The organism is Candidatus Pantoea gossypiicola (genome assembly GCF_008632075.1).
In the GTDB taxonomy this organism is placed as follows: domain Bacteria; phylum Pseudomonadota; class Gammaproteobacteria; order Enterobacterales; family Enterobacteriaceae; genus Pantoea; species Pantoea gossypiicola.
The window spans coordinates 1-7,487 of record NZ_VWVM01000040.1 but is presented as its reverse complement, the minus strand read 5'-3'; the positions used below and the strand labels follow the sequence as shown (position 1 = coordinate 7,487).

The 7,487-nt window shown below is 55.5% G+C and carries 10 protein-coding genes; 3 read left to right on the top strand and 7 right to left on the bottom strand.

Translation table 11 applies throughout. The annotated features are described in order from the left end of the window. Nucleotides 1-148: 148 nt before the first annotated feature. From F3I20_RS23565 to F3I20_RS23555, 3 genes are read right to left on the bottom strand one after another with little or no spacing between them, the layout of a single operon-like run. Nucleotides 149-892, bottom strand: a complete 744-nt coding sequence (locus tag F3I20_RS23565; RefSeq protein WP_150016030.1) for a Gp138 family membrane-puncturing spike protein — start codon at nt 890-892, stop codon at nt 149-151. Continuing rightward, nucleotides 879-1,754, bottom strand: a complete 876-nt coding sequence (locus F3I20_RS23560) for a phage protein (protein WP_150038720.1) — start codon at nt 1,752-1,754, stop codon at nt 879-881. The genes F3I20_RS23565 and F3I20_RS23560 overlap by 14 nt, the downstream gene beginning before the upstream one ends. Beyond that, nucleotides 1,741-2,073: a phage baseplate plug family protein gene (locus tag F3I20_RS23555; protein ID WP_150038721.1), complete on the bottom strand. Its 333-nt coding sequence runs from the start codon at nt 2,071-2,073 to the stop codon at nt 1,741-1,743. Before F3I20_RS23555 ends, F3I20_RS23560 begins: the two co-directional genes overlap by 14 nt. Before the next feature lie 78 nt (nt 2,074-2,151). Here F3I20_RS23555 and F3I20_RS23550 point away from each other — a divergent pair, with 78 nt between their 5' ends. Then, nucleotides 2,152-2,466 (top strand): hypothetical protein, encoded by a 315-nt coding sequence (locus F3I20_RS23550; protein ID WP_150038723.1) that lies wholly within the window; start codon nt 2,152-2,154, stop codon nt 2,464-2,466. A gap of 91 nt (nt 2,467-2,557) precedes the next feature. Here the strand turns inward: F3I20_RS23550 and F3I20_RS23545 are convergent, their stop codons facing one another. Next, on the bottom strand, nt 2,558-3,349 hold the full coding sequence (locus F3I20_RS23545) for a phage baseplate protein (protein ID WP_150059944.1): 792 nt from the start codon (nt 3,347-3,349) through the stop codon (nt 2,558-2,560). Next, the gene (locus F3I20_RS23540; RefSeq protein WP_150059943.1) at nt 3,346-5,190 is read right to left on the bottom strand and encodes a tape measure protein; all 1,845 of its coding nucleotides are present in this window, start codon (nt 5,188-5,190) and stop codon (nt 3,346-3,348) included. Before F3I20_RS23540 ends, F3I20_RS23545 begins: the two co-directional genes overlap by 4 nt. 70 nt (nt 5,191-5,260) lie before the next feature. On the opposite strand from F3I20_RS23540, the gene F3I20_RS23535 reads away from it, so the two are divergent. Together F3I20_RS23535 and F3I20_RS23530 are read left to right on the top strand one after the other, a co-directional pair. Beyond that, nucleotides 5,261-5,539 carry a type II toxin-antitoxin system RelE/ParE family toxin gene (locus F3I20_RS23535; RefSeq protein ID WP_150038731.1) on the top strand — a complete coding sequence of 93 codons (279 nt, stop codon included), beginning with the start codon at nt 5,261-5,263 and terminating at the stop codon, nt 5,537-5,539. Nucleotides 5,540-5,549: 10 nt separating this feature from the next. After that, nucleotides 5,550-5,831: a HigA family addiction module antitoxin gene (locus F3I20_RS23530; protein WP_150038733.1), complete on the top strand. Its 282-nt coding sequence runs from the start codon at nt 5,550-5,552 to the stop codon at nt 5,829-5,831. A gap of 677 nt (nt 5,832-6,508) precedes the next feature. On the opposite strand, the gene F3I20_RS23520 is transcribed toward F3I20_RS23530, so the two are convergent. Beyond that, nucleotides 6,509-7,036, bottom strand: coding sequence for a phage tail assembly chaperone (locus tag F3I20_RS23520; RefSeq protein ID WP_150059942.1), 528 nt, complete (start codon nt 7,034-7,036; stop codon nt 6,509-6,511). Then, nucleotides 7,036-7,470 carry a DUF3277 domain-containing protein gene (locus tag F3I20_RS23515; RefSeq protein WP_150015957.1) on the bottom strand — a complete coding sequence of 145 codons (435 nt, stop codon included), beginning with the start codon at nt 7,468-7,470 and terminating at the stop codon, nt 7,036-7,038. Before F3I20_RS23515 ends, F3I20_RS23520 begins: the two co-directional genes overlap by 1 nt. Between the last annotated feature and the right edge of the window lie 17 nt (nt 7,471-7,487).

Here is a 7,487-nt window from a genome sequence, read left to right as displayed (position 1 = left end):
AGGCCGTGCTCCAGATCCAGAAACCAGTCCTGCTTCAGCGACAGCAGCCGGGTTTTCACCTTCTGCCGCACGCACTCAGACTTGCTGGCGTAGGATGCGCGGCCCCGCCCGAACGTCCAGTCACCCTTTCCGTCAGTCCGTCGTGTCCTCATGCCTGCGCCTCCGAGGTCTGCCCGTTCTGGCTGTCGGTATGGTGGTGTGATTTGCTGCCGATGCCGTCAACCGTTACGTCACCGCCGGTGACCTCAACCGATCCGGTAATCTTCGCCGCCGCCCCGCTGCCGCCACTGGCCGACAGGCCGCCGTTCATCGCAGCGGTCCCGGTCACCGTCAGCGTGTCATCCATCGTGACGGGCTTCATAAATTCGGCCTGGCAGTGAACCGTCAGCTTTGCGCCATCGATGTCAACGTTGCCGCCGGTGTCGATGGACACATATCCGGTGCCCTCAAGCTGGCGCATCACGATGGCGTCGTTGCGGAAACTGCCGATAGCCCGTGTAAGGCTGGAAAAGCCGGGCAGAAACCCGCCGTCGCCCCAGTCGTGCTGGCGGTGCTCGGCCGCCTGGCTCACCTGCCCGCTGCTGAACCAGTTATCGATACAGCGATCGGCAAACAACACCCAGCCCTCATCGCCGGGCTTCACGGGGAAGGTGAAGGCGAAGCCCCCGCCGCGCGGAAACTTGACCGGCACGTCCGCCAGCACCGTCGGCGTGATGGCATCGCCGTTCTCATCCGTGCCGGCAATGGCCGGCTGCAGCGTCACCGTCTGCCGTTTATCATCAAACGCCGTCACGATGGCGGGCATGGCCACGCGCAGGCGGCCTGATAAATCATCCGCCGCCGCTGCCATGACCGAATCCAGCGAGGCCGTGTCCCGGCTAAGCGTGCTCATCTTTTTTCTTCCTCTTTTTCAGCTTTTTCGCCTGCTTAAATTTCCCGTTTACCAGCGTCAGCCGTGATTCCCAGCGGGACGCGTGCGTGTCGCCCTCTGATTTCACCGCCACCACCTTGTAGTCGCCGTTGTAGTACGCCACGATCGACTCAACCCGCACCAGCGAGCCCACGGTGATTTCCGGACGAAGCAGGCAGGACACCTCCAGACCGCGATCGGTGGGTTTCGGGCTGCCCAGCATGCCGCCGGATTCGTTCAGCAGCGCACCCTCACCCGGCAGGCAGTAATCAGGGTGCAGCACGTGCAGTTCCCCGTTCTGGATCATCCAGTCCGCTCCGTGATGGTTCGCCACCTGCGTCATCACGTGCCGGGCCGGGCCGTAACAGACCTTCGCGCGCGTAAACGTCACGTCAGCCGGCAGGCCGATATTTCCCGGCGTGATGCCGGTCATTTCCCCCGCGCAGTGTGCAATCACATCCTCATGCGTGCTGCCCGCCGCCAGCGTCACGTTCACGAATGTATCCCGGTACGCGGTAGCACCGTCGTCGCAGGTCAGCTCAAGAATAAAGTCCAGCCCCTCGCGGACAACCGCAGGCTTCGTGATCTGCCCGGCGTACAGCACCCGGCAGTTCTCCAGTGACCCATAGCCGACCGCCAGCGCGACCTGCTTAAACTCGCCGCCGGTCACCTGATGCCGGTGTGAAGGGGTCAGGTTCCAGACGCGGATCGTGGCCTTGTTGGGCGTTTTGTCGTGGGTGTGGGAAATGCTGAAGGCGACGCGGAGGTTGTTAATCTGAATGGATTCTTTACTGTTGCCGATCGTCAGAATGTACTGACGACCATACTGCTTAATCGCTGTCATTGCTCCTGTCCATAAGGTAAAGAATGCAGCGGCTGCCCATGTCGCTGCCGCCGTAAGGGTTCAGCGCATTGCCGCTGCTGTCGTACAGGTAAAGCCAGAACGGCAGCCGCGTGCGCTTCAGCACCGGCACGCCGCAGACCAGGGCATAGCCGCTGATAAGGGCCTGACCAGTACCGGCGTCAGAAATATCCACTAGCCACTGCCCGCCCGGCGGTACCGGGTTATAACGCAGGCTTAGCTGATACCGGGTGCTGCCGACCGTGACCTTCAGGGTTTGGTACGGATCGCTGCTGACCGCGAGTCTGTAGAGAGTTGCCATTGTGTTTATGCAGTCCTCTTTAAAATAAAAATCAATAAATCAAAACTTTTTTTGTTGAAAATAACCCTGAGAGAAACCATGAAAAAAATACTTGCTGTCTTTGTTATTGCGTCATGTGGCCTGATGACTTTTTCTTCAGTAGCCTGCCCATTGGGTACCCACCTGACCGGGGGCATCGGCTCTCACCATAAAGGCGGACACTGCACATCAGAATCGGCAGCGGGTCTTACACGGAACATTCAGAAAGATGCGCAGATTGATATGAAAGGGGCAAAAGATACTGTGCAGAAAGACTGGAAAAAAACCAAAAACAAAACCACTAAAATGTTGAATAAATCCAAAACGGATATGAATATACTTGAGAAGAACGCTACACAGCGGGCAAACTCCTAATTCACAATACAGCCCCGTACTGCGCTCACAGACGGGGCTTTGTTTTTAAACATCCTTTATCAGATATTTCTCAACAGATTAGGTCTGGTTGCTATTCGGTCGTGACCCCATAAGAATCAAACTGCGCCTGGAGCGCAGGCGTCATGGCCTCTCTGCTGATTTTTTCCCCATTCTGGCCCCCCTTACTCACAATCTTCGCCGCCTGTTTAGCCGTACGCCCGCCGGTTTTACCCTGCGAGGGAACCTTTAAACCACTGGCCGTCTGCGTGGTCGTAATAAATATTTCACGGCATTTCAGGCTGAACGCTGCTGATCCGGTGCGGGTGAACTTTACGTCCACGTTCAGCAGCAGGCATTGCTCATAGCTGGCGGTCTGCGTGGTGATGGTGATCGGAGTCGCGGACTGCTGCATGCTGCGCAGCGCCTTCAGCGCATCGGCCACGCGCTGATCGCTGGTCGCCAGATCCGCTGAATCCGTGTCCAGCAGGGACGGCAGCCAGGGTGCCAGCGCCCGCTGGCCGGATGAACCGCCCACCAGCGAGCTGGCTGCAGACGCCACCTGATCCAGTACCCGGTTTGCCAGGCTGACGCCCTGCGCGGTGAGGCTTTTGATTTCGCCCGGGATGGGCAGGTCGTCGATAAAATCCGGCTCACGGACATAATTATCCTCTGCCAGCTGATTAAACAGCGTGTCCGACGGATCGAAGTCCACCATGATGCCGGTGATTTCAAAAGGTCGTGGCGTCAGTATCGCGTGATCGGAAATCTGCGAGCCGGACTCGACCGGGTTATCCGTGACTTTAAGCTCAGAGTGGTGGCTTTCCTCCGTCACCACGTCAAAAACAAAGGTGCCGATTCTGGTTGTGACCGCTGCGTCGCTCAATATCGCCTCCCTCCGGTACCATGATTTTCCATTGATGAGGCCAGTGACGCGTTTGTTTCTCTGTAACCCGCTACCAGTTTTTCCGCCATATCCGCCGGATTATCTGAATGCAGCGTTATGTTGTCAGCATGAACCGTGACTGAATTATCAATTTTTGCAGGGGCTGAACTCACTGACTTCTGGGGGCTGAAGCTATTCGATAAATTTTTCAGTGAATCAGGAGACATTCCCGCCGGCAGCCCGTCAGTATTGCCTTTGATCTCGGGGACAAAGAGGCGCTGATAATCGTCAGGCCGGTTCCGTTTAGTCCAGCGGATTATCTGGTCCGAATTCCAGTCAGGATGTGCAGCATGCACTTTACCTATCAGGTTTTCCCGGTCTTTACCGGCATCATGATGGCTTTTTTCATCCTGCATTTTCTGAAGTCCGTATTCCAGCTCGGACATGCCGTACTTCGCCTGCAGGCGCTTCATATCGATAATGTCGGCATTGTCAGCCCGATGGAATTTTTGTTTGGCTTCATAAAACAGAATCTCGGCACGTCCAATCATCCATTCCAGGGATGATTTTATGCGGACCATTAGCAAATCAAATCCCAGGAAAAAGGTATCCAGAAAACCCGTTGTCATGCCGAACTTAAATTCATCCCATTTTTTTATCAGCGATCCCACACCAAAAATGGCCCCGGCGATGAGCAAAGGGATAAGCGCCAGGGGATCGAGCAGCGCACCCAGCACGGCAACGATACTTTCACCTTCGGCCACCAGCTGAAGTGCCGCGTAGACATCCCTCAGACCAGACGCGAACTTCACCACCAGCCCGATAATCGTGTTCCATTTGGCAGCGACGAACAGTGCAGCGAGGACGAACTGGAGGCTGGTCGCATCTCCCAAGCACCGGCTGAACCAGCCTGCGAGGGTGGCGGTCAGCCTGATGGCCTCACCGATGATTTTCACAATCAGCGTCAGGATCTGACTGATACCCGCCAGCATCTGATGCGCATCGGGTGATTTCGCCCAGGCTTCCCACTGGGTGATCAGACTGAATAGCTCATCTTCCACCGCGGCAAATACGTGGTTGTCCATGATGGCCATCTGAAAACTCTTCCAGTCCATATTCCAGCGGGCAATCAGGCCGGTCATGGTTTTAGCGTGTTTATCCATGGTACCGCCGAAGCGGTCCTCAAGAATTTTAGTCAGCTGCTCAATGGTTTTATTGGCATCGCTGATGTCCAGCTTAATAGGTATTGTCTGGCCTTCGCGGTTTTGATAGGAGCCGTGATAGGACGTTTCGCCGCCTTTGCTGCTCTTGTGCAGCTTGATCCCGGCCTGGGCAATCGCACCGCCCATGGCATAGCGTCCTTCCAGCAGTTCGCCGACGTCTTTACCCAGCATGTAGCCGATCCCCGGCATGGCGGCCATGGTATCGCCCATTGCCTTCATGGCGGCGGCGGTCGGCTCAACGCCGTTATTTTTCAGCGACAGGAAGGCCTCTTTCGCTGCGTCCAGCCCCATTACCGGGTTGGCGCGTGCAAAATTAACCAGCCAGTGAAACTTCTGCTCACCCTCTGCCGCCGTGGTGTAAAGCGACTCGAAGGTGACCTTCATGTCCTCCATTTCTTTCGCTGTGCGGATAAATTCACCGCCGACCTCTTTTGCCATCTCCGCGCCCTTTTCCAGCGCGTGGGAGAGCAGGTTGGCCACCGTGATGGTGCTGAGCAGGGAATGGCGGGTGCTTTCACCGTGGTCGCCGATGCGCTGCAGCTGTTCGTCAAACGCCTGGCCGCCGCGCAGGTCGGCCTGAAAGCCAAGCGCATAAAGGAATTCGTCAATTAGGGCCATAACGCACCATGTTTTGAAATTGATTTCGCATAGTGTATAGTTACGCTATACGGAATAGGGATGAGCGGCGATGATTAAAAGCTTCAGGCACAAAGGGCTGGAAAAGTTTTTTAAAAGCGGTTCAACCGCAGGCATTCAGCCTAAACATGCGGTAAAACTGCAAATTCAGCTTACCGCCCTGAACTCAGCAACACGCCCTGAAGATATGAGCGCCCCCGGATGGAAGCTTCATCCTCTGAAAGGAAGCCTGGCCGGACACTGGGCAATAACAGTTAACGGAAACTGGCGTATGACTTTCTTTTTCGAAGGTGATAACGCAATTCTTGTTGATTATCAGGATTACCACTGAGGAAATAACCATGACCAGAATGCACAACCCCGCACACCCCGGCTTGGTACTGCGCGAATATCTCGACGGTATCTCTGTCACCGAGGCGGCAAAATCGCTCGGGGTCACCCGCGCGACACTTTCGCGCATACTGAATGGCAATGCGGGGATCTCTGCCGATATGGCTCTGCGCCTGGAATCCGCATTAGGCACCAGCGCGGAAATGTGGACAGGTATGCAGGCGCAACATGATCTCTGGGCGGCTTCTCAGATCCAGCGCCCAGTGATCCGGCCGATTTTCAGCCACGCATAACCAGTCAGATTTCTGCATAACATTTTTCAGGAGCTCGAAAGTGCCCCCATAAATGGTCAGGATCATAACGCAGCGAATATCAAAACCGGGCATATCAGGACCGGCAGCGTGCTCATCATGTCATCCATACTGCTTGCATTGACGGTGGGTGTGACATTAATCCTTCATCACAGGGGTACCGTCAATAATGCGCTGGACACAGGTCAGTGCCTTGTCGCCAGGGACGTAAGGGGATTTTTTGAATTTCTTAAGCATATTCTTCATCAGGCTTATCGCTGGATTTTCAAAGCCTGCGGTTAATCAGATAATTGTAAAAATACGGTGAAGGAGAATATGGATCTCAAACCTGAATTTCAGTGACAGACTGATGAGCATCATCAGAACTGTGTATCCACCAAGCACCAAAGCCAGCAGCGTCAGAAGCTCAACATGTCTGGATATGAATTTTTTAACATTCATGAAAAATAACCGCTGTCCGTGTCATTAAGTGCAATTCCCATTGTAGTCAGACCGCTTAAATATTATTACAACGTCCAGCTGATGCTTATTCTCTGCGTGCTCAGCGTAAATATTTTTTCATGTCTCCGGCATATCCCTTTGCCGGATCTCATCTGACTCCCTGATGGCGTCATGCAGCGCCATCAGGTCAGGCAGGGTATAGGCCGTTTTCAGCTCAGCTAGGCTGGCGAACTTACGGATGACGGGTGTCCAGATGAACCAGTCGGGTCCGTCTGCTCCGTCACTGAGGACGCTTCCGCTTCCCCCGCCACCTCCCGCGCCTTCGCCAGGAACGCCATCACCGACTCCATCCCCGGAAACAAACTGCCCAGCGTGGCGCGGATACCAGTAAAAAAATCTTCAAACTGGTACAGCGCCCCCTCCACCAGCAACTGCGGCAGGTGTGACCGGTACTGGTTCAGGTGCGTTTCAGCCTGGTCCGCCAGCTTAAAGGGCATTGCGCCCCCCTCACCTCTCACCACCGTGCTGTCAAACACCATGCGCTGCAGCTCTGCCAGCTCACTGCTGTCCATCACCGAAAACGCCAAGGCAATGGCGGTGGCCATCGAACCGTCGCCGCCGTTCATCATCTTACTGCGCCCGATAGCACCCAGCAGCTTCTGCAGGCAGCCCCAGCCCTGCACCGCGTTAACCGGCGTCATCACGTAGTCCACCCCGTCCAGGGTCAGCGTCTTTTTCAGCTCCATCAGTAGTCAATCCCGTTCATCAGCAACATGGTGCCGGTTTCAAAGGTCAGGGTGAACACCCCGGGATTATGCTGCGCACCACGGGTATACGCTGGCAGCGCGGTAAAAAAGCCCTTCGAGCCGGTGGCTACGTCGTCGTTCATCAGGTCGGTGATGATGAGCGAGAACGGGGTAAAGGATTTCAGGCTCTTGCGCTGCAGGGCACGCTGCTGGTTCAGCCAGGCCACGTCAGGGTGGTGCTGAAGCATGCGGAGGGTCAGCACCGTGGACTCGTCCGGGTTGCTGATAAACACCCCGGTACCGTGCGCCCCGATGGCGTATTCCCCCGCGTCTTTGGCATATTTGTAATCGATGGCGTTATTTTCCGCCGTAAAGCCGGTGATCACCCGCTCGTTGAGCATGAGGTGGATTTGCTTGATATCAAAACGTGCCATCTGTTAACGCTCCGTAT

What these genes read in the sequence shown, in the direction of transcription:
- F3I20_RS23555 (WP_150038721.1), bottom strand. Translation starts at nt 2,073, where the DNA reads ATGGCAACTCTCTACAGACTCGCGGTCAGCAGCGATCCGTACCAAACC.
- F3I20_RS23535 (WP_150038731.1), top strand. Translation starts at nt 5,261, where the DNA reads ATGATTAAAAGCTTCAGGCACAAAGGGCTGGAAAAGTTTTTTAAAAGC.
- F3I20_RS23550 (WP_150038723.1), top strand. Translation starts at nt 2,152, where the DNA reads ATGAAAAAAATACTTGCTGTCTTTGTTATTGCGTCATGTGGCCTGATG.
- F3I20_RS23560 (WP_150038720.1), bottom strand. Translation starts at nt 1,754, where the DNA reads ATGACAGCGATTAAGCAGTATGGTCGTCAGTACATTCTGACGATCGGC.
- F3I20_RS23520 (WP_150059942.1), bottom strand. Translation starts at nt 7,036, where the DNA reads ATGGAGCTGAAAAAGACGCTGACCCTGGACGGGGTGGACTACGTGATG.
- F3I20_RS23515 (WP_150015957.1), bottom strand. Translation starts at nt 7,470, where the DNA reads ATGGCACGTTTTGATATCAAGCAAATCCACCTCATGCTCAACGAGCGG.
- F3I20_RS23530 (WP_150038733.1), top strand. Translation starts at nt 5,550, where the DNA reads ATGACCAGAATGCACAACCCCGCACACCCCGGCTTGGTACTGCGCGAA.
- F3I20_RS23565 (WP_150016030.1), bottom strand. Translation starts at nt 892, where the DNA reads ATGAGCACGCTTAGCCGGGACACGGCCTCGCTGGATTCGGTCATGGCA.
- F3I20_RS23540 (WP_150059943.1), bottom strand. Translation starts at nt 5,190, where the DNA reads ATGGCCCTAATTGACGAATTCCTTTATGCGCTTGGCTTTCAGGCCGAC.